26 protein-coding genes and 3 pseudogenes are annotated in these 22,864 nt (G+C 57.8%); 14 read left to right on the forward strand and 15 right to left on the reverse strand.

Annotated features, from left to right (window positions below; all coding sequences use genetic code 11):
* Position 1: 1 nt before the first annotated feature.
* The gene (locus RHSP_RS32010; protein ID WP_004129466.1) at positions 2-1,060 is read left to right on the forward strand and encodes a Gfo/Idh/MocA family protein; all 1,059 of its coding nucleotides are present in this window, start codon (positions 2-4) and stop codon (positions 1,058-1,060) included.
* Position 1,061: 1 nt separating this feature from the next.
* Positions 1,062-1,367 carry a Dabb family protein gene (locus RHSP_RS32015; protein ID WP_004129467.1) on the forward strand — a complete coding sequence of 102 codons (306 nt, stop codon included), beginning with the start codon at positions 1,062-1,064 and terminating at the stop codon, positions 1,365-1,367.
* 516 nt (positions 1,368-1,883) lie between these two features.
* Here RHSP_RS32015 and RHSP_RS32020 read toward each other — a convergent pair.
* The 8 genes from RHSP_RS32020 to RHSP_RS32055 form a co-directional block, all read right to left on the reverse strand.
* The gene (locus RHSP_RS32020) at positions 1,884-3,299 is read right to left on the reverse strand and encodes an aspartate ammonia-lyase (protein WP_004129469.1); all 1,416 of its coding nucleotides are present in this window, start codon (positions 3,297-3,299) and stop codon (positions 1,884-1,886) included.
* 44 nt (positions 3,300-3,343) lie between these two features.
* Positions 3,344-4,120, reverse strand: coding sequence for an amino acid ABC transporter ATP-binding protein (locus tag RHSP_RS32025; protein WP_004129472.1), 777 nt, complete (start codon positions 4,118-4,120; stop codon positions 3,344-3,346).
* Positions 4,121-4,172: 52 nt separating this feature from the next.
* Entirely contained in the window at positions 4,173-4,862 is a 690-nt protein-coding gene (locus RHSP_RS32030) for an amino acid ABC transporter permease (RefSeq protein WP_004129474.1), read from the reverse strand.
* Positions 4,859-5,626 carry an amino acid ABC transporter permease gene (locus RHSP_RS32035; protein WP_004129477.1) on the reverse strand — a complete coding sequence of 256 codons (768 nt, stop codon included), beginning with the start codon at positions 5,624-5,626 and terminating at the stop codon, positions 4,859-4,861. The genes RHSP_RS32030 and RHSP_RS32035 overlap by 4 nt, the downstream gene beginning before the upstream one ends.
* 54 nt (positions 5,627-5,680) lie before the next feature.
* On the reverse strand, positions 5,681-6,568 hold the full coding sequence (locus tag RHSP_RS32040; RefSeq protein WP_167332685.1) for an amino acid ABC transporter substrate-binding protein: 888 nt from the start codon (positions 6,566-6,568) through the stop codon (positions 5,681-5,683).
* Between the two features lie 129 nt (positions 6,569-6,697).
* On the reverse strand, positions 6,698-7,579 hold the full coding sequence (locus RHSP_RS32045) for a LysR family transcriptional regulator (RefSeq protein WP_004129483.1): 882 nt from the start codon (positions 7,577-7,579) through the stop codon (positions 6,698-6,700).
* 1 nt (position 7,580) lies between these two features.
* Positions 7,581-8,339, reverse strand: coding sequence for a cysteate racemase (gene cuyB, locus RHSP_RS32050; RefSeq protein WP_157385480.1), 759 nt, complete (start codon positions 8,337-8,339; stop codon positions 7,581-7,583).
* Between the two features lie 445 nt (positions 8,340-8,784).
* On the reverse strand, positions 8,785-9,174 hold the full coding sequence (locus RHSP_RS32055) for a winged helix-turn-helix transcriptional regulator (protein WP_004129489.1): 390 nt from the start codon (positions 9,172-9,174) through the stop codon (positions 8,785-8,787).
* Between the two features lie 122 nt (positions 9,175-9,296).
* Between RHSP_RS32055 and RHSP_RS32060 the strand changes: the two genes are divergently transcribed.
* Both RHSP_RS32060 and RHSP_RS32065 read left to right on the forward strand, forming a co-directional pair.
* Positions 9,297-10,157 (forward strand): SDR family oxidoreductase, encoded by an 861-nt coding sequence (locus tag RHSP_RS32060; RefSeq protein ID WP_004129492.1) that lies wholly within the window; start codon positions 9,297-9,299, stop codon positions 10,155-10,157.
* 38 nt (positions 10,158-10,195) lie between these two features.
* Positions 10,196-10,600: a DoxX family protein gene (locus RHSP_RS32065; RefSeq protein WP_004129502.1), complete on the forward strand. Its 405-nt coding sequence runs from the start codon at positions 10,196-10,198 to the stop codon at positions 10,598-10,600.
* 106 nt (positions 10,601-10,706) lie between these two features.
* Here RHSP_RS32065 and RHSP_RS32070 read toward each other — a convergent pair whose 3' ends face one another.
* Positions 10,707-11,084 (reverse strand): winged helix-turn-helix transcriptional regulator, encoded by a 378-nt coding sequence (locus tag RHSP_RS32070; protein ID WP_037155841.1) that lies wholly within the window; start codon positions 11,082-11,084, stop codon positions 10,707-10,709.
* A gap of 154 nt (positions 11,085-11,238) precedes the next feature.
* On the opposite strand from RHSP_RS32070, the gene RHSP_RS32075 reads away from it, so the two are divergent.
* From RHSP_RS32075 to RHSP_RS34235, 6 genes and pseudogenes are all read left to right on the forward strand, one after another.
* Positions 11,239-11,640, forward strand: coding sequence for a DoxX family protein (locus tag RHSP_RS32075; RefSeq protein WP_037155925.1), 402 nt, complete (start codon positions 11,239-11,241; stop codon positions 11,638-11,640).
* A 43-nt stretch (positions 11,641-11,683) separates the two neighbouring features.
* A complete protein-coding gene (locus RHSP_RS32080) occupies positions 11,684-12,427 on the forward strand; it encodes an SDR family NAD(P)-dependent oxidoreductase (protein ID WP_004129507.1) in 744 nt (247 codons plus the stop codon).
* Positions 12,428-12,553: 126 nt separating this feature from the next.
* Complete coding sequence (locus RHSP_RS32085) at positions 12,554-12,895, forward strand: VOC family protein (protein WP_004129508.1); 342 nt, start codon at positions 12,554-12,556, stop codon at positions 12,893-12,895.
* A gap of 19 nt (positions 12,896-12,914) precedes the next feature.
* Entirely contained in the window at positions 12,915-13,295 is a 381-nt protein-coding gene (locus tag RHSP_RS32090; RefSeq protein WP_004129510.1) for an MAPEG family protein, read from the forward strand.
* A 677-nt stretch (positions 13,296-13,972) separates the two neighbouring features.
* Entirely contained in the window at positions 13,973-14,182 is a 210-nt protein-coding gene (locus tag RHSP_RS32095) for a hypothetical protein (protein WP_157385481.1), read from the forward strand.
* Positions 14,169-14,941, forward strand: a pseudogene (locus RHSP_RS34235) (IS6 family transposase). The gene RHSP_RS32095 and the pseudogene RHSP_RS34235 overlap by 14 nt, the downstream one beginning before the upstream one ends.
* Before the next feature lie 221 nt (positions 14,942-15,162).
* On the opposite strand, the gene RHSP_RS32110 reads toward RHSP_RS34235, so the two are convergent.
* Positions 15,163-16,065 carry a LysR family transcriptional regulator gene (locus RHSP_RS32110; RefSeq protein ID WP_004129517.1) on the reverse strand — a complete coding sequence of 301 codons (903 nt, stop codon included), beginning with the start codon at positions 16,063-16,065 and terminating at the stop codon, positions 15,163-15,165.
* Positions 16,066-16,174: 109 nt separating this feature from the next.
* On the opposite strand from RHSP_RS32110, the gene RHSP_RS32115 reads away from it, so the two are divergent.
* From RHSP_RS32115 to RHSP_RS32130, 4 genes and pseudogenes are all read left to right on the forward strand, one after another.
* Positions 16,175-16,807, forward strand: a complete 633-nt coding sequence (locus tag RHSP_RS32115) for a DsbA family protein (RefSeq protein WP_004129519.1) — start codon at positions 16,175-16,177, stop codon at positions 16,805-16,807.
* 26 nt (positions 16,808-16,833) lie between these two features.
* Entirely contained in the window at positions 16,834-17,154 is a 321-nt protein-coding gene (locus tag RHSP_RS35010) for a MoaF-related domain-containing protein (RefSeq protein ID WP_037155847.1), read from the forward strand.
* Positions 17,155-17,174: 20 nt separating this feature from the next.
* Positions 17,175-18,074, forward strand: coding sequence for an MBL fold metallo-hydrolase (locus RHSP_RS32125; protein WP_037155850.1), 900 nt, complete (start codon positions 17,175-17,177; stop codon positions 18,072-18,074).
* A 2-nt stretch (positions 18,075-18,076) separates the two neighbouring features.
* Positions 18,077-18,484, forward strand: a pseudogene (locus RHSP_RS32130) (nuclear transport factor 2 family protein).
* Here the strand turns inward: RHSP_RS32130 and RHSP_RS35015 are convergent.
* The 5 genes and pseudogenes from RHSP_RS35015 to RHSP_RS32150 all read right to left on the reverse strand — a co-directional run.
* A pseudogene (locus RHSP_RS35015) lies at positions 18,485-18,865 on the reverse strand (Tn3 family transposase); the annotation flags it as partial. It abuts the pseudogene before it with no gap.
* Positions 18,866-19,071: 206 nt separating this feature from the next.
* Positions 19,072-19,221: a hypothetical protein gene (locus tag RHSP_RS36145; RefSeq protein ID WP_420820116.1), complete on the reverse strand. Its 150-nt coding sequence runs from the start codon at positions 19,219-19,221 to the stop codon at positions 19,072-19,074.
* Between the two features lie 7 nt (positions 19,222-19,228).
* Positions 19,229-19,753 (reverse strand): sarcosine oxidase subunit gamma family protein, encoded by a 525-nt coding sequence (locus RHSP_RS32140; RefSeq protein WP_004129523.1) that lies wholly within the window; start codon positions 19,751-19,753, stop codon positions 19,229-19,231.
* The gene (locus RHSP_RS32145; RefSeq protein WP_004129524.1) at positions 19,746-22,595 is read right to left on the reverse strand and encodes a 2Fe-2S iron-sulfur cluster-binding protein; all 2,850 of its coding nucleotides are present in this window, start codon (positions 22,593-22,595) and stop codon (positions 19,746-19,748) included. Before RHSP_RS32145 ends, RHSP_RS32140 begins: the two co-directional genes overlap by 8 nt.
* Positions 22,592-22,855, reverse strand: a complete 264-nt coding sequence (locus tag RHSP_RS32150; RefSeq protein ID WP_004129526.1) for a sarcosine oxidase subunit delta — start codon at positions 22,853-22,855, stop codon at positions 22,592-22,594. Before RHSP_RS32150 ends, RHSP_RS32145 begins: the two co-directional genes overlap by 4 nt.
* Positions 22,856-22,864 lie beyond the last annotated feature (9 nt).

Raw genomic sequence — 22,864 nt, forward strand, 5'->3', positions numbered from 1 at the left:
TATGAACAAAGCCAAGCTACGCTGGGGCATCGTCGGCCCCGGCGAGATCGCAAAGACTTTTGCTGCGGCGCTCCGAAAATCGGATACAGGTATGCTGACCGCCGTTGGTACACGCAATCCTGCCCGCGCTAGTCTGGCCGAGGATTTTGCAGGTGCCCGTATTGTTGATGGATACGAAAATCTGCTGAACAGCACCGATGTGGACGTTGTTTACATCGCAACACCGCATGTCAATCACGTAGAGTGGGCAATAAAAGGTCTGAGGGCGGGTAAGCATGTCCTCGTCGAAAAGCCTGTTGCGATGACCCAGGCGGGTGCAAAGCGGGTTTATGAGGAGGCCAAAAAGGCGAACCGGTTTGCTGGTGAGGCATTCATGTACAGACCCCATCCGCAGACTCGAAAGCTAATGGAGCTAGTTAGGGACGGTGCAATTGGTACGCCCCGAATCATTCGATCAAACTTCGGGTTCAACGCGGGACGAATTCTGAGCGGGCATCGCCTGTTTGAGCCTAGCCTTGCAGGCGGTGCCATTCTCGATCTTGGCGGCTATCCCGCGTCTATTGTTCGCCTCCTGGCAGGGGCCGCAGAAAGCCTGCCGTTCCTCGATCCTGAATTGGTCAGCGGCGCCGCCCATATCGAGGGTGATGTTGATCTTTGGTCTTCGGCCACGCTGAAGTTTTCAAACGGCATCATCGGCGAACTGTCTTGCTCGATGATGGCACAGCTGGACAACACGCTTTTTGTCTTTGGATCGGCCGGGACAATTGCCGTTAGGGACTTCTGGTATGCCTCAGGGCGGAACGGGGGAGTGGGGACGATCACGCTTACGCAGGCAGACATGGTTTCCAACATTGAAGTGAGGGACGAACGTTGGCTCTATACGTTCGAGATCGATGATGTTGCCCGCTCAATCCATGCGGGGAATTTGGAATTCAACGCGCCGGGGATGAGCTGGGAGGATTCCTTGGGCAACATGGGGGTGCTTGACGCTTGGCGACGGACTGCAGGCCTTCACTATGAAATCGAACAGGACGAACTCGGGAACTTCCAGGAGCATTAAATTGATCAGACATACAATCGTATTCAGTCTCAGGCATGCGTTTGAATCGGCGGAAGAGGCTGAATTCCTGCAGCAAGCGATAGTGCTGGCCGACATTCCCTCTGTGCGGAGTTTTGAGCGACTTCGCCAAATCAGCCCAAAATGTGGCTTCATGTTCGGGTTCTCAATGGAGTTCGAGAATGAGGCCGGCTACGCGGAATACAATTCCGACCCTCGGCATAAGGCCTTCGTTCGCGACTATTGGGAGACAGGCGTGTCTTCCTTTCAGGAGATCGACTACGAACCACTTGTGGCCTATTCGCAATAGAACCGACGGCCCTGAGGGCATGCAAGGGCGCGCTCTGGAGTTGTAAGAAGCATTCCCAAGGCCGCGAGAGTCATATCACCGATAAGTTGCGATCTGTTCCCGGCGGAAGTTAGGACGAGCGGAATTGGTGTTCCTTGTGCACTTGCCGGGGCAGTGTTCGGATCGACATCGCCACTGATCACCACCTGGTTCATCAAGTCTGGAACGCCACACTATATCGGCTACTATATGATCCTGTTTTGCGTCATCGTCTTGGTGGCGGCTCTTGCTATGCCCAAGCCAGTAGGGCGGAAATCGAATCGTAGCATCCACATCTCCGTCGACCGTTACGTCGTTGGCGGTCGACGTCATGATTATCGTTTCCAACGAACTGCGTTTTAGTTCGCGGGGCGCTGTCACCACTAACAGGCCCGCTTGGACAGCCGACCTTCACCACGGCGGCCAAGAACCCCTTTTCGCTGCTATCTCACTGTTGTCTTTATCTTAGATGGGCACCTGCCTCCTTCTTCAGTCTGCTCACGAGTGCCGTGCACTGGGAGCTGTCAGTGCGGCTGGATCCGCTGCTACGCGTACGAGGTCCTCCGTTATGTCAGCCTGCGATGCCATAACCTCTCGAATAGTGCTGCCAGAGAGTAGAACCAGTTTAGCCAAATCAGCCGCGCGTTCATAACCTATGATCGGCGTGAGTGCGGTCGCAACCGCAGTGCTGGATTCGAGATGCGCACGGCATTGGTCCACGTTTGCGGATATCCCGGTCACGCATTTGCTCCTCAAAGCGACAACGGCATTTTTGAGCAACGAAAGCGACTGGAGAATGTTATAGGTGATCACCGGCTCCATAACGTTCAATTGAAGCTGCCCCGCTTCTGCTGCCATTGTTATTGTCAAGTCGGCACCTATGATCTGGAATGCTACCTGATTAACTACCTCCGGAATCACCGGGTTGACCTTTCCGGGCATTATCGAGGATCCCGGTTGCAAGGGCGGCAGGTTAATCTCGTTCAAGCCTCCCCGCGGTCCGCTGGAGAGCAAACGGAGATCGCTACAAATTTTCGACAGCTTCGTCGCCGTTCGCTTGAGCATTCCAGAAAATAGGACAAAGGCCCCCGTATCCCAGCAAGCCTCGACAAGATTGCTCGCTGACTTCAGAGACAGTCCGGATATGGCTGACAGTTCTGTGATAGCGATCTCCGCATAACGCCGATCCGTGTTGATGCCCGTGCCGATCGCCGTGCCGCCGAGATTGATCTCTTTGAGGAACAGCGAGAGTTCTGAGAGCCTCTCGACATCCTCGCGCAGCGTGGCTGCGAACGCTGCAAATTCTTGTCCGAGCGTCATCGGAACGGCATCTTGCAACTGTGTGCGCCCGAGCTTGAGGACATCGCGGAATTCGGTTGCCTTCTCATCGAGGGCATCCGCCAGTTTCGTCAATTCGTCGCTGAGATCGACGTAAGAGAAGAGAATCGCAAGCCGGATGGCCGTTGGATAGACATCATTGGTGGACTGGGCAAGGTTGACATCGTTGTTCGGATGGATGTCAGAATATTGCCCCAAAGGAAGCCCCTGCAGATCCAGCGCCCGGTTCGCTATCACCTCGTTGACGTTCATGTTGGTGGAGGTGCCAGCACCGCCTTGGAACACGTCAAGAGGAAACTCCGCGTCAAGTCTGCCGGCAACAACGTCGTCGCATGCGGCTTCGATCCAGCCCGCTTTCTCAGCCGGCAGATTTCCCAACGTCATGTTGGCACGCGCGCACGCCTTTTTCACCATTCCGAGCGCCCGGATGAGTTGAGGGAAATGTGAGATCGGAATGCCGGAAATCGAAAAATTCTGCAGAGCCCGTGCGGTTTGGGGGCCATAATACGCAGTCTTTGGAACGCAAACCTCTCCGAGAGGATCCCTTTCCAGACGATAGCTTTCTACGACGGACATTTGTTCTTCCTTCAAATGTTTGATGAGTTCGTCTCGGATCTCAGTCAGTGCAGGATTTTGCCGAGGAAGTCCTGCGCGCGGTCACTTTTCGGCCGGGCGAAGAACTCTTTAGGTGCGCTCTCTTCGATGACTTCGCCTTTATCCATGAACACGATTCGATCGGCGACTTCTTTGGCGAAACCCATCTCATGAGTGACGCAGAGCATCGTCATGCCTTCGCCGGCGAGTTCGACCATTGTATCCAGCACCTCATTCACCATCTCCGGGTCAAGCGCGGAGGTTGGCTCATCAAACAGCATGATCTTCGGCTGCATACATAAAGCCCTTGCGATCGCGACGCGCTGCTGCTGTCCACCGGATAATTGGCCCGGGTATTTGTCTGCCTGGTCCGGAATCCTCACCTTTGTCAGGAAATGCATGGCACGTTCGCGCGCCTCGTACTTGGCGACACCTCGGGCCTGGATCGGTGCCAGCATGCAGTTCTCTAGAATCGTTAGATGCGGAAAGAGATTGAAGCTTTGAAATACCATTCCGACTTCCCGTCGGATCGCATCGATGTTTTTCAGTTTCCCATCGAGTTCAACGCCGTCGACGACGATGCGCCCGCCATCGTGCTCCTCGATGCGATTGATGCAACGGATCAGGGTGGACTTTCCCGAGCCCGAGGGACCGCAAATGACGATCCGTTCTCCTCTACGCACGGTTAGGTTGATCAGATTTAAGGCAGTAAAGTGCCCGTAGCGCTTTTCAAGCCTTTCGATTTTGATGATCTGGTTCCTGTCGCCGGAGAGCCCGGTCTGTGCCTGCGAGTTCAATTTCATGATGAAATCCTCTTTGCAAAAAGATGGAAACGCGGTTCGTGGACGAGACCGGTCACCGAGTCTTGATGGCTGTTCTCGATCGAAGGATCGCGACCACCTGCGATACCCCCAAGCAAATCATGAGATAGGCAGCCGCAACCGCCAGATAGAGTTCGACCAGGCGCCCATTGATTTGGCCAAGTTTCGACGCAGCGCCAAGCAGGTCCGTTAATGAAAGCACATAGACGAGAGATGTGTCTTGGAAGAGAATGATCGTCTGGCTGAGAATGATCGGGGCGACCGCCCGGATGACCTGAGGAAGAATGATGAACCGATATGTCTTACCTGTTGATACGGAAAGCGCTTGCGCTGCTTCATACTGGCCCTTCGGCAAGGCACGCAGGCCAACCCGGATTATCTCCGAATAATAGGCGGCCTCGAACATCCCGAACGTCAGGAATGCTGTATAGGTGGCGCCGATCGGTACCGGGCGCCCTGATCCATTCAACATGCCGATGAGGATCGGCACAAGGAAGAAGAACCAGAACAAAACAAGGATGAGCGGAATGGAACGCATCAACGTGATGTAGCCTCGCGCAAATTGGCTCGCGACAGGCACCTCCAGGTGTTGAACGAGTGCGAGCCCGGTCCCGAGCACCATCCCGATTGCGAACGCAATTAGCGTGAGCGCAAGCGAGAATTTGAGGCCTGCCCATAGATATGGCAACGCTGGCAGGACAACGGAGAAGTCGATCGTGTTCATGCTGAGGCTCCCGTGGCTCTCGACAGAGTAAAGCGTCTGCGTGGCTTCGATCGCGCTTTCATTCCTGGGATGGTCAGTCTCCGATCAATGACTTTCATCAGCTGGTAGGCACAAAGCGCCAGAACGAGGTAAATGACCGTCGCCGCTCCAAATGCGGTGAAGGTCTGGAATGTCGCCTCGCTGATCGCACGCGCCTGTGCGGTGAGTTCAAGAAGGCCAATGGTCAACGCCACCGATGTGTTCTTATAGATTCCCATCACCTCGCTGGTTAGACTGGGGATGATGAGTCGGAGAGCTTGCGGCACGATCACAAATCGATAGGTCTTGGCCGTTGTGAGACCCAACGCAGCCGAAGCTTCCTTCTGGCCATTCGGCAATGCCTCGATTCCAGCCCTCACCTGTTCTGCCACTCGCGCCGAAGTATAGAGGCTGAGGCAAAGCAGAGCTGGCCAGAAGGCTCCCCACGGTGGCGGCATCTGCTTCATCGCGTCGCCGATCGGTTGAGGCAGTAACTCGGGAATGACGAAGTACCAGAGGAACATTTGCACGAGCAGCGGAATGTTGCGGAATATCTCGACGTAAATCCGCGCCATACAGGATACGACCTGTGACGGCACCGTTCGGCCGACGCCAATGATCACGCCGAGCACGAAGGCGATCCACCAGCCACAAAAGGCCAGTAGAAGCGTCCATCCAAGTCCCGAAACGAGCCATTGAATGTACAACTGACCATCCGGCGCTGGCTGCAAGAGAGCGTTAAACATAGATTCACTCCTGAAGCTGGGGCCGCGACGAAATCGCGGCCGTCCGATTGATCATCAAAGGGCGTCGCTCGGATTCGCGACACGGGCCTTCAACGCCTCGCCCATCGGAAACTCGAGATTTTCATTGCGTGGAGGAATGTCCTGGGTGAACCACTTGTCGTAGACTTTCGTAAACGCCCCTGAGGTCATCTGTTCGGCCAGGACGCCGTCGACAAGGGCCTTGAAGTCGGTGTCGCCTTTGGCAAACATTAGGCCGTAGGGAATGTTGCCGAAACTGCCCGGCACGATCGTCAGCGCCGATGGATTGCCCGATGAGGCCCTCAGGCCAGCGAGAAGGATGTCATCTTCTAAAAACGCGATCGCGCGACCGGTATTGAGTGTAAGAAAAGACTCGGCATGGTCCTTTGCCTGGATAAGGTTGATGTTCAGGTTGTCCTTCGCATTCAACCCCTGGGCAAACCCGACGGCGTTGGAGCCTTGCGTCACGACGACTGTCTTGCCGGCCAAGTCTTTCGATCCAGCGACATTTGCAGATGTCTTCACGAGCCAGCTTGGCTGCACCATGAAGATCGCGACGCTGAATGAAACTTGCTCCTGGCGCTGCGCGTTGTTCGCAGTGCTACCGCACTCAAGATCAACCGTACCATTCTGGATAAGCGGAATGCGGTTCGACGAGTTTACTGGGGTATAGTTGACTTGTAGGTCAGGACGATTGAGCTTGGACTTGATTTTTTCGATGATGCCCGCGCAGAGATCGAGTGAGAATCCGATCGGCTTCTGCTCTGCACCAAGGTAGGAGAAGGGGATCGAGGCCTCACGATAGCCGATGGTGATAGCGCCAGTTGATTTGATCCGCTCCAGTGTCTCACTCTGAGCAGACGCGGTAGTGGAAAAGGATGATGTTGTCGCCACGACGGCAAAAACAGCCAACATTGTTCTCATTCGCATGTTCTTTTCCCTCTCTGGTTGGGATTTTCTGTGGTCTCGGTGGTCATGTTTTTCCAGCGGTCGCGTCCGAGCTCGCGCCGTGGTTCAGAAGTGCCTCGCATGCCGGTTGTGTGTCGGATTGTGCTACTGACTGATCGCCGACCACAAACGGTTCAGCGCGCGAGACCCATTATTGCGATCGCGATAGGCAACGACGGATAGTGTCATGCTCCATTTGTCATCATCCAATGCAACGAGACGTTCTTCGGCTCTGCTGGCTGTGCAATCGGGAAGCCATGCAACTCCAGTTCCTGTCAACGTAAGTTCCCTCAGTACGTCCGCCATGTCGCTTTTGAAAATCGGCGTCGCGGAAAAAGACTGCCCCGAAGATTCAATGGCAAGATCGACCATGCGCCCCAAATAAGTTCCAGACGAGTAGGCGAGCAGCGGCAAAGGGGCCGACGGATCACCTGGCAGCGAGAACTTTTCCGCAACATGCCGAGCGGCGTACGGCTTGAGTTTTTCGGTACCCAGCTCTACACGCTCGTAGACGTCTGGATCTAAATGAATGGGTTGCTGGGCATGATGGAAGCACACCAGCATATCCACATCCCCGGCAACCAGTGACGTCACCGTGTCGTGGACGTTCCCAGGCACGAGTTGACAACTCAGGGCACGCCCTTCAGACCAATCCACCCACCATTCTGGCAGCCGTCCTGTCGCCAGTGCATGAGGAAGCGCCAGGCGCACCTGATCACGGCGAAGTGTGGGTTCAGCACCCAATTCCGTGCGCAAATCAAGCAAGTTGCGCAGGATCTGCGCCGCCTGATCACGAAACCGTTCGCCCTCAATAGTCAATCGGGTGGGAAACACACTGCGATCGATCAAAGCCACGCCCAGCCACGCCTCGAGCGCCTGAATCCGCCGGCTGAAGGCTGGCTGCGAGGCGTTGCGATCATTTGCGGCTCGCGTGAAGTTACCGGTCTCGGCAACCGCCAGAAAATCCTGGAGCCATGTAATGTCCATATCAGCCCACCGTCTCCATTCGAGCCTCGCCAACAGATGCCCTCACACAAGCGCGAGCAAGCGCTTCGGTAGCATCCATGATTAACGGACCGTGATCAAAGTCACTCAACGCGACGGGCAGTTCGGTACACGCCAAGAGAAGGCAGTCCGCCCCCGCATCGGCGAGAAGGCCAGCCGCCTCTGTCGCAGCCTTGCGCGCCGCGGAAATTTGGTTGGCCTTCACGCCGGTGATCGCGCGGTCGATCAATAGCTGCGTGCCCTCATCGGGGACCAACACCTGCTCGGCCCCCTCAAGAAGACGCTGCGAGTAAATACCTCCTGAAATCGTGCCACGTGTCGCCATTACGGCAATCGTGCGGGGACGCTCAGCCATCTGGGTAACGTAGTGCGCGACTGCGTCCGCGATGTGCAGGATTTTGGCTCTGCATCCACGCTGTAGTCTGCCGTGCCAATAATGTGCCGTGTTACAAGGAATGGCGATAAATTCGACTCCGGCGGCATCGAGCAGCCGTATTCCAGCCAGCATCGGCAAGAATGGGTCATCCCGCCCGTTCTCAATTGCCGAAGAGCGGTCCGGAATCTGCGGCACGTCATGAACAATCAGCGGAATGTGCTCTTGGTCTACGTCGGCCTTGGTGGCCGAGATAACCTTCGACAGGAAATCTACGGTGGCTGTGGGGCCCATCCCGCCGAGAATGCCGATTAAGCTCTTTTGGTGCACGACATTGACTTCCTTTTTTGCAGCAAGATTACTGATCAATACGCTGGCACATCAAAACGCGCATGGCCAATGCATATTTTGCATTGGCCATGCGCGTTTCAAGTATCGAGAGTTACGCGGCGTCGTGGATGCGCCGGTTCGACCTGACAAACAATCCGGTACAGAAGGTGTCTCTGACGGCGTTCGCGTCATGCTATCGAATTAAGTTCACGACGTTTCGATAGCGGAGCGTTAGATAGGAGGACTGTGATGTGCTCGACATTATCGTCGAGCTCGTTTGAGATATGACGATGACTCGGGCCGTCGACCAAACAGGCTTTTCCCGATGAAATTGCAGCGGCATAGCATGTGTGGAGGCGGATGGATCGTTTAAGACCGATCTACTGCGCATCGTTGTCGGCACTAAATCTCCCCAAATTTTAGACCATTTAGCATTTGACGCCAAGCTGACGCCCGACAGCTCCAGCACAACGGGCGTTCGGGATCAATTTCTGCTTTGATCGAACACGTTTCGCGCAGTCTCGATCTCACCGCTGTGCTTTTCTCCCCATTGCAATAGGATCGCCAACGGTTCCGTGAGTGAACGGCCGAGCGGCGTCAACTCATATTCGACCTTGGGCGGAATTGTGGGATAGGCGGTCCTGCGGACCATACCGTCGCGCTCCAAGCCACGCAATGTCAGGGTCAGCATGCGGTGCGATACCCCACCGATGCGACGCATGAGCTCGTTGAACCGCATTGGGCCGCCTGAAAGAGCGCCCACCGCCATGATCGTCCACTTATCGCCAATCCGGTCCAATATTTGACCGAGGAGCTTGCATTTTTCATGCTGCTGATCCTCAAGACAGATTACCTCTACTGGCCTGACCGTCATAATCACTCTCCGCGAACATCTAGGTGCGTGACGCACAGTTTTGTCCATTCTTACGCGCTGCTGCAAGAACATATACAACGTTAGGAACAGAATGTTCGTTAAATAACGCAGAGAGGCAAATAATGAAAATCGGTGTGAGTGGTGCGAGCGGCCATCTCGGCAAATCCGTCGTCGCGGAATTGCTTCAACGGGAGGCGGGACATGAGGTGGTGGCGATTTCGCGAACTCCCGAAGCCGTTCTGGCAGGCGCGCAACCGCGCTTTGGGAACTACGATCAACCCGACAGTCTCGCGGCGGCCTATGCGGGCCTCGATCGCCTGCTGCTGATCCCAACTGTCGATCTGGAGCCCGGCCGGCGCGCGACACAGTTGATCGCAGCGATCGACGCCGCGACGCAGGCGGGAGTCAAACAGATCGTCCTCATGTCCGCCACCGGTACACAACGAGCACAAGAACCGGCCCTAGGAGCGTCCTTTTGGAATGCCGAACAGCATCTGATCGTGACAGCTCCCGTCTGGACCATCCTGCGAATGAGCTATTATGCCGAGGCTCTTGCGGACGAAGCGCGGAGCTCACTGGATGGAGGCATGCTCGCCGCTCTTGCGGAGAATCGGGTCGCCTTCGTTTCGCGGGACGACGTAAGCGCAGCCGCCGCAGGACTGCTCATCGGTGAGGGACACGCGGGCGCCATTTACAACGCGACCGGTGAGGAACGTATATCGGGAGCTGAACGCGCCGCGCTCATCGCAGAAATCACAGGCCGGCCACTATCCTTCATCCTGTTGCCGGAAGAGCAAATGCGGGCCGGACTGGTGCAGGCCGGACTGCCGGAAACGATCGTTAATGCCGTTGTGAGCATCCAGAGGAGCTTCGCAAAGGGGGCCTTCGACATCGTGACGGGTGATGTAGAGCGTCTCGCCGGTCGACGGCCTAAGCCGCTACGCGACGCGCTCGTCGCCCTTCTCCAAACTTCGGCTGCCTGACGGCGCCGGCCAACGACTTACAAACAAGGAAGTTATCAATGAAGCTCAAGTGGATCTATTGGACCGCCACCGGTCTGCTCGCCCTCATCTATCTCGCGGGCGGTGCTTATTATCTCTCCGACATAGCCGGAGTGCAAAAGATTTTCCCGACACTCGGCTACCCACCGTATCTTGTGCCGATCCTGGCCGTGTTGAAGCCGCTCGCGGCCGTCACGATCCTCTGGCGGTTCAGTGTCGCCCTATCTGACCTCGCCTATGCAGGCATGTTCTATCACCTGCTGCTGGCGATCTCCGCTCATTTCAATGCTGGTCAGACCGTTGAGGCTGCACCTGCGCTGGTCGGCCTGATGGCCTTGCTCGTCTCGTTCGCCACCCAGAACGCTGCGCGCCGCAAGCTGTCGCCTTATGGCACGTTCCCTAAAACAACCGAAACAAGCAAATAATGGTTGGCGCGGCGCGGACTATTCAGACTGCGCCGCACCCGTGGATGGCTTTCGTGCCAGAACCACAATACCATACTCCCCGCTGTTTCTGGGGGCGCCTTCTCTATCAGTTCCGGGCTTTACGTCCCCTAGGCTTTGGTGTGGGGGGAGAGTCTTTTCCGTAATCATTCCACCACGCCGTCAGAGCTACCATCGTTGGTCCAAGGCCACGCGCTTTGTCAGTCATCTCATAATCGACGCGAGGCGGCACCTCGGCAAATACTGTTCGCGATACTAGGCCGTCCGCCTCCAGCTCGCGAAGTTGAGCAGTCAGCATGTGCTGCGTGATGCCTGGTATGCCCTTGCGAAGCTCACCGAACCGATGGGTGCGCTGATGGAGAAGCCACATGATCTCCAGCTTCCATTTCCCGGAGAGCATTCCGAAAGCGCGCCGCATCTCTTCATGCATGTTGATCTCTTCACCGGCCATAGTCATGTTTTCCATACTTACTGCGATAAATTCATCCTACTTGAAAATATCATTGTTGAAGGACATTTTCAATGTGATCGGCGACGGAGCCCGTAGCAGCGCGACCGTTCGTAGCTTTGAAAACTGCAAAACAGAAAATCCTACAATGAGCGGCGACGAGGAAAACTACATGGCTGTGATAATCACATACTGGATCAGCACGATATTGCTGTCGCTGCTTTATCTCAGCTCGGCATTTCTCTACCTGACCAAGGCAACCTGGGTTCGCCAGACGCTCGCCGAGCTGAACTATCCAGCGCCTTACCTCGTGCCGCTGATGATCGTGGTGAAGGTATTGGGGCCTGCGGCGATCCTCTCGCGTATCAGCGTGCCGCTGAGCGATCTGGCCTATACCGGCATCTTCTTTCACCTGCTGCTGTCCGGCTCGGCCCACCTTGGCGTGCGCAAGCCCAAGGGGGCTGTGCCAGCTCTTATCGGCCTCGCGCTCTTGGCTGCCTCCTTCGCAACCCAGAACTCCGCTCGCGACGCACCGTCGCCTTACGCGCCTGCTTACGAAGCCGTCGCGCACTGACGCGGCTCGAATTCCCCACCAACCCAACTAAATGGAGCTTTAAATGGGAAGACTTAACGGAAAAGTTGCGCTGGTCACTGGCGCGAGTCGCGGAATCGGCCGCGCCACGGCTAAGCTGTTTGCCGCCGAAGGCGCCAAGGTCGCGGTTCTCTCGCGCACTCCAGCGAGCGTCGAGGCGGTCGTGGCCGAGATCGAGGCCGCCGGTGGGACAGCGCTGGCGGTTCCCGCCGACATTGGGAGCGCCGACCAGATCAAGGCTTCGGTGGACAAGGTGGTCGCCGCCTATGGTGGGCTCGATATTCTCGTGAATAACGCCTTCGATCCGTCGATCCCTTACTCGTCGATCCTCGAACTCTCAACCGATCAGCTACAGCGCAATTTCGATGTCGGCCCGATTGCTTATCTGCGCTTTATGCAGGCTGCATATCCGCACCTCAAGGCGAGCGAACAAGGCCGCATTATCAATTTCGGCTCAATGGCCGGCATGGTTGGGCTGGTTGGCATGGGGCCGTACAACATGGCGAAAGAAGCCGTGCGCGCGCTCACGAGAACGGCGGCGCGCGAGTGGGCTGCTGACAAGATCACCGTCAACAACGTCCTGCCGGTCGCTGAGACCTGGGGGCCAGAGGCAAACGTTCCGCCGGCGACCAATCCGCTCGGACGTTACGGCTCCCCTGAAGAAGACATCGCGCCCGTAGTGCTCTTCCTGGCGAGCAAAGATGCGCAATTCCTGACCGGCTACTCGCTTACTCCCGATGGCGGAATGATCATCGACAGCGCGCGCTAAAGCACTGCAGCGGCGCGGCCTTCTTCAAGCGGTCTTGGCCATCGTGGCCGCCGCCGTGGGGCCGCGCCGCGCCATAGAGTAGCCTCCACCGCCGCGCATTCCAACATCCAAAAAAGGAAATTGAATATGAGGATTCACGCTATCACAATTGACACATCGAACCCGCAAAGACTGGCGGCATGGTGGTCCGAAGTCTTGGGGATCGGGATCGGGAACGATTATGGCCGGATCGTTCAGTTAGCTGCATCTCCGAATTTCCTGCCGTTTCAGTTCCAGAAGATTGAAGACGTGCCAACGCAACGAAACCGTGTGCATGTCGATCTCAAAACAACGGATCTCGACGGCGAGACGGAGCGTCTGGTAGGGCTGGGCGCGACCGTCGTGCAGAAAACCGAACTCCCGCAGATTCGCTATACGACCTTGTCGGACCCCGACGGGAACAAGTTCGACCTCGTGCAAGATAGCTGACTAGCGAGAAGAATGGCTTATGATATCTCTTCCAATTGCATCGCTGTTTGTGGCGGGCTTTTCTGTTGCTCTGGTCAGCCTCTCGCTCCCCATCTCCTCACGGCGCGTCAAAGTCGGGGATATGGTCGGCGACAGCAGTGACGACTTGCTGCGGCGTCGGATCCGCGCTCAGGGTAACTTCATCGAGTATGTTCCACTTAGCCTAATCGGCCTCGGTTTTGTCGAGGCTCAAGGTGCGCCGGAATGGCTAGTGTGGGGGATAGGTGCGGCACTTGCGTTCGGGCGGCTTCTGCACGCCATTGGAATGCTCCAATCTTTGGCGTCGCTTCGCGGAGTTGGCATGATCCTGACCTACCTGGCGCTTCTGCTTTCAGCGGGCCGCCTGCTTATCTGCCTTTGATGATCATGACGATCGAGCGATATGCCTGACCACTCGCACCGGAACGAATTACGCCGCGGCTACCTGAAATTCCGTGTCGTTACCCTGATCAAATCGAGATGGAGATAGGGTCGACAATGTCACGTGGCCGTGGCCCCTTCGGCAACTCGCGGGGATGGGGCGTCGAGGATCCATTATGAAACTCATCCTCGCACCCATGCAGCAGCGGAAATGTGTCATCAAGGTCTCCGACGGTTCTAGGCTCTCCCGGGAGGTTAGTAAGGAGATGCACCACCTCCCCTTCCCGCTGGTGCGGGCGTAGACGCCGAGTATGCCGGCGGTCTCCAGCCACTTGCCGTCGCGCGACTGCATGGCCTCGTGGCAGGTAACGACGCGGCGTTTCATAAGATCCAGATAAGATCAACCCCGCCATTGAGAAGCGGAAGACTCGAAAAACACGTCCATTTTCCTCTTCCCGATTCTGAAGGTCAGATGGCGATTTTCGAGAGCTATCTACCGAATCTGACAGGCAATGAGAGGCTAGAGGTTGCGGAGCGGATGCCCGGGAAGTCTCGCACCTCCATAAATCGGATGGTCCAGGGCAAACCTTATGGCTCAACGGGGCGAAGGGACATAACCATCGCGCATATCGAGTGCCTGATGCGTCCGCTCAATTTCTGTCCGACGAGGAGCTTTTCATGGCCTCCGTTAATGAACGTGGTCACGCGATGGCCGCCAACATTCTCAAAGTCGCGAACGTACGCTCCGTTGAGGTCTATGACTACGAGACAAGTCAACCTTCGCAGGTGGTCCAGGCATACGGGCTGATCGGCTCTGTTGCAAAAAATCGGCTGATCGCCGAAAGAGCGCTGAAGATTTTCAGCGAGACTTTTAATGAGCGATTTTAAGTGGCGCCATTTTCAGGGTGAAATCATCCTTTGGGCGGTCCGCTGGTACTGCCGCTATGGGATCAGCTACCGGGATCTTGAACAGATGATGGGTGAACGGGGCGTGCCTGTTGATCATTCTACGATCTATCGCTGGGTTCAGAAATATGCGCCAGAGATTGAAAAACGACTACGCTGGCACTGGCGCCGGCCACAGTCGACGAGTTGGCGCGTTGACGAAACCTATGTGAAGGTTCGCGGACAATGGACGTATCTTTACCGGGCCGTCGACAAGTTCGGCAACACGATCGATTTCTATCTGTCGCCGACGCGCAATGCCAAAGCAGCCAAGCGATTTCTCGATAAAGCTTTGAACGGCCTGAAGGACTGGGAAAAGCCAACAGTTATCAACACTGATAAGGCATCGACCTACGGGGTCGCGATTTCGGAACTGAAGGCCGAAGGCACGTGCCCAGGGAGCTTGTGCACCGGCAGGTCAAATATCTGAATAATGTCGTCGAGGCCGATCACGGCATGCTCAAGCAACTGATCAAGCCTGTGAGAGGGTTCAAGACGCTGAAAACGGCATATGCGACGATCAAGGGTTTCGAGGTGATGCGGGCTCTGCGCAAGGGCCAAGCTGCGATTTTCAACGTGACCGGCGATGTCCGTGGAGAAGCTCGTATCGTTGAACGGGCTTTTGGCATCGGACCGAGCGCGCTGACGGAGGCCGTAGCACTGCTCGCTCAGAGTCTCGAAAACCGTGAGGCTGCCAGGTAACCGACGTCCCGACCAACGGTCATTATGGCCAAAATCAAAATTTGCAACAGAGCCCTTTGCATTCTCTTTCCCTTTGCTTCCCGCCGAATCGCAACGCTGGTGTTGGCAGCTGCAACCGTGTCACCGGCGTGTGGCTCCGCATTTCCGACAGCCCATCACTGCTCCGTGCATCTTCGACTTCGCGCCATCGCGATTGAAAAACAGCAAGACCGCCGGACCAATCAAATGTGAACTGGCGATTGCGACCTTGCGTGTTCCAGCAGAATGTTGACGAAAGCACTGACCTTGCTCGGACGGAAGCGTGCGGCTGGATAAACGACATGAACGCCGCCTGCAGGAAGCGACCAGTCCGGCGCGATGCGCTGTAGAGTGCCGGCCCGAAGATAATCCGCAACCAGAAAATCCGGCAATACCGCCAGCCCAGCGCCCGCGAGCGCAGCGGCAAGGACGGCGGGCGTCGTGTTGATGGACATCGCCTGGCGCATTCTGACAGTTCGATGTTCGATGTCGTTGCGAGAGAAGCGCCACACCAGTGGTTCGCGCAGTGCCCCGTTCGCCACGAAAGGCAACCTGACAAACTCGTCCGGATCCGACGTTGTAATTTGGAGATCCGGCACGGCTACCAGGAACTGTTGGAACGCCCCAACCTTGCGCGCCTGAAGACTTGAATCACTCAGCCAGCCCACCCGGATGGACAGATCGACCTGGTTGGCGACAAGGTCGATCTGGGCATCGGCGAGCAGCAGTTCGACGCTGCATTTCGGATAGCGGCGCGAAAAGGCGGCGGCGAGCGGCGCCACGGTCGCCGTGCCATAGTCGTTCGGCGCAGCAATCCGCAAGGTGCCCCGCGGCTCGACATTACCCTGCGCCAATTCATCGAACGCATCTTCTGCTTCCCGCAAGATCATGACGCAACGTGAATGCAATTGCCGGCCGGCTTCGGTTGGTTCGACGCGTCGCGTACTGCGTAGCAAAAGCGTCGTCTTCAAGTCGTACTCCAGCCGTGCCACCTGTTGGCTCACTACAGCCTTGGTGATGCCAAGTCGTTCGGCGGCCTTGGTGAAGGATCCTGAGTCGACCACGGCCGCGAAGTACGCCAAGCGATTGAGGTTGATATCTTGCATGGCGAACTCCGATTGTCAGTAAATAGCATACAGAAAGTCAAACTAATCGATATTTATCATGCAGTCACCGTCATCTACAGTCTCCTCATCGCCAACGAGGAGATCCGCCATGCATGTTACCTATCTTTTCGACCCCCTTTGCGGTTGGTGCTACGGCGCAAGCCCCGCCATTGAGCGGCTTGCCGCGTTGGATGGCGTCAATCTCACGCTCGCCCCGACCGGCCTTTTCGCCGGAGAGGGGTCACGGCCGATGGATCGCAATTTTGCCGATTACGCCTGGCAGAACGACCAGCGGATTGCCCGCCTGACCGGACAGGCTTTTAGCGAAGACTATCGCAACAAGGTGCTCGGCGCAGTTGGCAATCGCTTCGATTCCGCCCCGTCCACGTTGGGCCTGGTAGCGGTCGGCCTGACGCAGCCTGATCGCGAATTGACAGCCCTTAAGGCGCTTCAGCATGCCCGCTACGTCGGTGGCGTTAACAGCGCTGACCTTGAGGTGGTTTCGGATATTCTGAAGCAGGTGGGCTTCGTCGAAGCAGCGCGACGGGTTCGTTCGCCGGACGAGGCCCTGCTTTCCGCCTACCGGGCGCGCATCGCGGCTTCGCGAGAAGATATGGCCCGGTTCCGCGCCCAGGGCGTACCGGTCCTCATCGTTGGTGAAGGCGCGGATCGCCACATGGTTCGCGGTGATACTCTCTACGGTCGTTTCGATCTGCTGCTCGCAGAATTAGAAGCGGCCTAACCGATCGTTCGAGAAAGGGAACCAGCATGACCAGCAATATCTTCCCAGCCATCGGCCAGATCTATGAAGCCCGCTTTGGAGATCTGGCCTTTCACCTCAAGTTTCACGACGACGGCAAGACGATGCAGTTCGCGCCGGCTGCCTCGGCCGACTTCGCCACCGCAGAGGCTGTGATCTATCACGCCGTCGCCATCCGTCCAGGCGTCTTCATGGTCACCTGGACCGAAGCGGACAAGACCACCGTCACCCACGTCGAGGATTTCGAGACCGGTCAGGTCCATACCAACATCACTCGGCCCGACCACACCTTCCTCAACCTCTTGGGCAGTTGGAAAAAGCTGACCTGAACAATCCTGAAAGAACCGTCATGCTAACACGGAGAGATATCATGAAATCGACACTCGTCCTTGGCGCCTTCGCTGCCTTTTCCCCTGCCGATAGCTTCGGTGCTGCCGGCGCCAGTCTAAGCTGGACGCACTTCCCTGCTGGCCCGAACGGCTTCTTTCGCGCTCCCGTTCTTGTTTCCGGCCCGACGGAAGCCGTGTTGATCGACGGTGGCTTCACCCTGCCAGATGGCAAGGCGCTTGCCGAAGCGATCAAGGCAAATGGCAAGAAACTGACCGCGGTCTATATCAGCCAGTCCGATCCAGACTATTACTTCAGCCTGCGTCCCGTGGTCGAAGCCTTCCCCGACGCCCGCGTCATCGCTGCCAGCGCCACCATCGAGGCGATCAAGGCAAATGTGCAGAAGAAGCTCGACACCTGGGGTCCGCAACTCAAGGAAAATGGCCCGCAGAAACTCGACGACGTCGTCTTCGCGACCCCCTATGATGAACCGACCCTGACCGTCGATGGTCAGGTGATCGAGATCGTCAAGGCCGACGGACTGGACAACCGCCGCTATCTCTGGGTTCCGTCGCTTCAGGCCGTATTCGGTGGCGTGCTGATCTTCAATGGCACACATGTCTGGACCGCTGATACCCCGACGAAGGAAGGCCGCGCCGCTTGGGTCAAGGTGCTGGATGCAATTATCGCCCGCAAACCTGCCGTCGTGGTCGCCGGCCACGCCGTTTCGGATGCAGCAACCGACATTTCGGGGGTCGAGCATACCCGCTCCTACCTGCTCGCCTTCGAAGAAGAGCTCGCCAAGGCCAAAACCGGCGCTGAATTGAACGCGGCAATGAAGGCGCGCTTCCCGGGCCTTGCCATGGAAGTCGCGATCGACATCGGTGCCAAGGTCGCCACCGGTGAAATGAAGTGGGGCTGACCATGGGCCGCAATCTCGAAATCGTTCGCGCGACTTACGAGGGCTCGTCAGAGGAGAACGGCAAGAATCTGCTTGCCGCTCTCGCCCCCGATGCCGAATGGACGGAAGCCGCTGGCTTTCCCTACGCCGGCACATACAAGGGCGTCGACAACATCCTAGCCGGCGTCTTCCACCGGCTGGCGACGGAATGGACGGGCTACAACGCCAAGGTCCATACCTTCCTGGAAGACGGTGACCGCGTCGCAGCCTTTGGGGTCTATTCCGGTCCTTAGAATGCCACGGGCAAAGGTTTCTCCGCGACCTTTGCACACCTTTATCTGCTCAAGGACGGCAAAATTCTTCGCATGGAGCAGTATGGCGTCACGACACGAAAGTGTGGGATCTGTCCGACTTTTCAGAACATTGGGTGATCATGCTGCGAGAATGGAGTTTTCCTGCCGTAACGGCCTGAGATCAGCGCCGTCCGTCGGGGTCCAAATGTAATCGCCGGTGAGACTGATGTGCTGCCAACCGAGCGGGGTAATGTGCTTAATGACGTCAGGCGGCGTTGGAACGCCCTCGCGATTGAGCTCGGCGAATGCAGGTTCGAGATAGAGCGTGTTCCAGTAGACGATGGCGTTGAGCAGCAGGTTCAGCCCGGATGCCCGATAGAACTGGCTCTCGCAGGTCCTGTCGCGCAATTCTCCGAGACGATTGAAGAACAGCGCGCGGGCAAGGGTATTCTGGGCCTCGCTCTTGTTGAGGCCGGCGGTCGCGTTCCCGCGAGTTCGCAGCAGGCCGTCCGCGATATAGAGATCTGAGGGGAAGTTCCCTGTATCCGACAGCACCACGCTGCGCTTCGGGTCCATTTCCAGCACGGAGGCGAGCGCCTGATAAACCTTGATTGACAGCGTGTCTCCCACGACGACGCTGCCAGGTTCGGCTTCGATCAGCCGTCCGATACGATCTCCCACCCGGCGCGGTTGCTCCATCCATCCGGCCTGATTCCAGCCCCGGATCAACATGGTGCCCCATTCATCGGCGACCCCGCGCGCACCATGGCATCCTTGAACCTTGACGGCAATGGCCCAAGAGGATTCGCGTCGAGATAGACAACCCCTTCAGGCAAATCAAACATGCCGCGGGTCTTGTTGAAATCAGTCGTCATCTCATCCTCACTCTTCGAGAACGGTTTTCAGCCAGGCCCAGACATAAACGGCCAGTCCACGTTCAACGTGCAGCCGAAGGTTGTTCAAGGGACCATGCCGGTAGAGAACGGACGGCACGAAGGCAAAGCCGACTGATGCTGAGTATCCGGGATCCAGTAACGCCATACTTGTCGCACGCGCCAGCAAATCCGCTTGTCCCTCGCCACTCAACTCAAATACATGGTTAGCACCGCCGAAGGACGTGATGGCGAAACCTGCCTCGTTCCAGCCTTCGCGAACGGTCTGAGGCAATCTCCCCACCGCCAGCAAGCGATCTCGGGCCAAACGAATAGTGTAGGCTTCGCCATCGACATGGCCGAATGTTCCGACGCCCCTTCCATCCATTTCAGCGTTGCGGCCAAAAGCGGCCAGATCACCGCTGACCAGCGTCTGATCCGGCAATTCAATGCTCCAGATCGCTATATCCTTTCCGATCAGCTTTGCCGTCGACCAATCGGGCGCAGCATCCCATTTCCTCGCGTGATCAACCATGAAGCCGCTCCCCATCCGGATCGAAAGCGCAGGTCGGCGTGACGCGAGCCGTCAGCGTCTGGCCCAGGTGATACAACTCCACCGTCGCCCCCATTCGCTCGGCTCCGCCCTCGATCAGACCCAATGCTATCGAACGGTCGAGATTGGGGCTGAAATGGCTGGTGGTGACGAAGCCGATACTGCGCTTGCTCGCTCCATCCCTAACGATTGCGTGCGCGCCTGCCGGAAGGGGAGCGCCCGTAACGCTTTCCAAACCGACCAAGGCCCGCGCCTGATCGGCTACCGCCGGAAGATGCAGCGAGCGGCGACCGATATACTCGCCCCTCTTCTTTTCGAATGGCCCGCTGACGCCCAGATCCATCGGGCGCGTTCGTCCATCGGTATCCTTGCCAATGACGATATAGCCCTTTTCTGCGCGAAGGATCATCAGTGCCTCGCCGCCAAGCAGGACCGCGTCGAAACCCCGTCCCGCCTCTTTCAGCGCCCGCCAAAGCCCAAGCGCCCGATCGGCGCGGATCGACAGCTCGTATGACCGATCACCAGTGAAGCTGACGCGCGTCACGCGAACCCGCTCGGCCCCGAACTGGCCCCAGGCAAGCGCCATATGCGGCAGCGCGGTATCGCCCAGATCGACACCGAGACCGACCGCTTCCAGCAGAGCTCGCGACTTCGGCCCGGTCACGGTCAGTGTCGCAAAGCGGGCTGTCGCGTCATGGATCAGCACACGAGCACGGTCAAAACGATCCTGCCGCCATTCCTCGAGCAGGCCCAGCACGCCTTGGACATGCGACGAGGAACAGGAGACAACGAAACGGTTCTCATCCAGCCGCACCAGCACGCCATCGTCATAGACGATCCCCTGCTCGGTCAGCATGAAGCCATAACGGCATCGTCCTGGCTTCAGCGTGGACATTGTGTTGTAGTAGATGAAATCGAGGAACGTCGCGGCATCGGGCCCGATCACCTCGATTTTGCCGAGAGGAGAGCCGTCGAACAGCGCAACGCTCTGACGAGCAGCAACAGCCTCGCGCGGGACCTCGACTGCCTCGCCGCCTTTGCCGAACCAGGCCGGGCGCATCCAACCGCCATATTCGCGGAAGAGTGCACCGTCGGCCCGATGCTCGGCCTCAAGCGGGAGGCGACGGACCGGGTTCATCAATTGCCCGCCCCGCCTGCCCGCGAAAGTGGCCAGTGGGATCGGCACAAAGGGCGGGCGATAGGTCGTGGTTCCCGTCTCCTGGATGCTTCGGCCTGTGAGCTTCGCCATCAGCGCCAAACCATGCAGGTTCGACGTCTTGCCCTGATCGTTTGCCATGCCGAGCGTGGTGTAGCGCTTGAGGTGCTCGACCGACGTGAAGTTTTCGCGCGCAGCCAATTCAACATCCTTGGCTGTGACATCGTTTTGCAGATCGATCCAGATCCGCCCCCTGGCCGCCGGCGCGGGCCATGCGCCCGATATTTCCAGTGGCCAGTTCGGTGCTTCGGATGACGGCACCGCTCCACTTGTTGCCCGAGCGGCATCTGCAAGGACCGCGGCAAGGTTGAAATGACCTGCCGCCGCACCGATCACCGTCAGTCCCGTGACATTGCGATCGGGAACGAAGCCCTGAATTTCGTTCTCCCAGCGCAGCTTGCCCTGCGCCTGACAGTAAAGATGCACGGTGGGCGTATAGCCGCCCGAAACGAGCACGACATCGGCTGCAAGCCGCTCGCCGGAGGCAAGCTGCACCGCCTCGACCGATCGGCGGCCCAAAACGGCATCTATCTGACCTTGGATGACGCGGAAATCCTGCCGCCCGGGGGAGCTCTCCGAGCGCAAATCGACGACCGTAACCTCTATGCCCGCTTGCGACAGGGCGGCAGCGGTCTCATAGGCGAGGCCATTATTGGTCGCCACCACGACCTTTCGTCCAGCTGCCACGCCGTAACGGATCAGGTAATGCAGCCCGGCCTCGGCCGACATGACACCCGGCCGATCGTTGTTAGCGAAAGGCAGTCCGCGCTCGATCGCTCCCGTGGCCAGGATGGTCTCCGTCGCTCGCACGCGCCATAGACGCGGGGCTCTGCCATTGCCGACATGCTCCGCCAGCCCCGTCATTCCGTGTTCATAACGTCCAAAAGCGACGGTATTCACGAACACGCGGGCTCCGAGCTCCTCCAGTCGCGGGACGATTTTCGCGGCCCAATCCCGGCCCGGCTGCCCATCGATCCGCGCTTCACGGTAAAGCAAGCTACCGCCCACGAGGCGCTGGTCGTCGCACAGGATCACATGCCGCCCCTGCTCTGCCGCCGATAGCGCGGCCGTCAGTCCGGCCGGTCCCGCGCCGATCACGAGCAGATCACAAAAGGCGTTGGCAGGTGCCGTTGGCGAGAAACCTTCCGCCTCAGGTTCCAGGGCTCCGAGACCGGCCATGGCGCGGATGCGCGGCTCGAACAGGTGCCAATCGGGGAACATGAAGGTCTTGTAGTAAAAGGCGGCAGGAATGAAACTGGCGAACTTGTCCATAAAGGCATTTCGGTCGCTCTCTGCCGAAGGCCGCGCGTTGATCGATCGCAGAACTATGCCGTCGCCTGCGGGCTCGGTCGTCATCTGCACATTCGGTCGGTGGTGCGCGCCGAGGATATCGGCGATGCCGTTCGGCTCTTCCGCACCAGCTCCCCAGAAGCCGCGCGGGCGGTGATATTTGAAGCTGCGTCCGACAGTCCTTACGCCTTCCGCCAAGAGAGCAGAGGCAAGACTGTCGCCGTCGAAGCCCGAAACTTGGCGGCCGTCGAAGGTGAAGCTGAGGGGTTTCTGGCGATCGATCGCCCAACCATATCCGTCGCTGCGCCAGCTCGTCATGCCTCGATCTCCGCAACCATGGCTTCGGTGCCGATAACCTCATGGGTTATGGTGTCGCGCTCCATCACGAAGACTTCGCAGCACGGCAGATGCACCCAGATTTCGCGCGAGAGGCCCCGCCGGTTGTTGCGGAAATAGAGGTAATCCGACCACGCCACGACATCGACATCACCCTCAGGGCGAGCATTGCCGGCATCTCCGCCGAAATGGAACTCTGTCTCCGCACGCGGGCCACAGAAGGGGCAGGTAAAAAGCTGCATGGTTCAGAC

The organism is Rhizobium freirei PRF 81 (genome assembly GCF_000359745.1).
GTDB classification, from domain to species: Bacteria; Pseudomonadota; Alphaproteobacteria; order Rhizobiales; family Rhizobiaceae; genus Rhizobium; species Rhizobium freirei.